The following is a 1,134-nucleotide window of genomic DNA, read 5'->3' as shown; positions in this document are numbered from 1 at the left end:
TACCGTGTGTTCATCGACATATTGCGCAACAAGGGCGCCTATCCCAATGCGCGGTGCTTTGCGGGGCATAACGGCCCCAAGCCGATCACGGTGTGGTGCTCGAACGATTATCTGGCGATGGGCCAGCACCCCAAGGTGGTCGCGGCGATGGAAGAGGCGCTGCACGATGTGGGGGCCGGGAGCGGCGGCACGCGCAATATCGGCGGCAACACGCATTACCATGTCGATCTCGAGGCCGAGCTTGCCGATCTGCACGGCAAGGAAGGGGCGTTGCTCTTCACTTCGGGCTATGTCTCGAACGAGGCGACGCTGTCGACGCTGGCCAGGCTGCTGCCGGGCTGCGTGGTGTTTTCGGACGAACTCAACCATGCGAGCATGATCGCGGGCATCCGCCATGCGGGGTGCGAGAAGCGGGTGTTCCGCCACAACGATCTCGCGCATCTCGAAGCGCTGCTCGCCGCGGAAGACCCCGCGCTTCCCAAGCTGATCGCGTTCGAGAGCGTCTATTCGATGGACGGCGATGTCGCGCCGATCGAAGCGATCTGCGACCTGGCCGACACGTATAACGCGCTGACCTATCTCGACGAGGTCCATGCGGTGGGCATGTACGGCGCGCGCGGCGGCGGCATCTCCGAGCGCGACGGCCAGGCGCACCGCCTCACGATCATCGAGGGGACGCTGGGCAAGGCGTTCGGGGTGATGGGGGGCTATATCGCCGCCGACCAGATGATCATCGACGTGATCCGCTCCTACGCGCCGGGCTTCATCTTCACCACCTCGCTGTCGCCGGTGCTGGTCGCAGGCGTGCTGGCGAGTGTGCGGCACCTCAAGGCATCGAGCGTCGAGCGCGAGGGCCAGCAGGCCGCCGCCGCCACGCTCAAGGCGATGTTTGCGCAGGCCGGGCTGCCGGTGATGGACTCGACCACGCATATCGTGCCGCTGATGGTGGGCGATCCGGTCCAGGCCAAGAAGATCAGCGACGTGCTGCTCGCCGAGTACGGCGTCTATGTCCAGCCGATCAACTATCCCACCGTCCCCCGCGGCACCGAGCGCCTGCGCTTCACCCCAGGACCCGCACACACCGAGACCATGATGCGCAACCTCACCAACGCGCTCGTCGAAATCTGGGGCCGG

The 1,134-nt window shown here is 65.7% G+C and carries 1 protein-coding gene; it reads left to right on the top strand.

All coding sequences use genetic code 11. The features are described from left to right. Nucleotides 1-1,134 (top strand): 5-aminolevulinate synthase (hemA, locus tag OF829_RS20550; protein WP_264942081.1); only part of this gene is annotated, 1,134 nt, incomplete at both ends.

Origin of the sequence: Sphingomonas caeni (genome assembly GCF_026013415.1) — a bacterium.
Lineage (GTDB): Bacteria > Pseudomonadota > Alphaproteobacteria > Sphingomonadales > Sphingomonadaceae > Sphingomonas > Sphingomonas caeni.
This window is presented reverse-complemented; position numbering and strand designations above follow the sequence as displayed.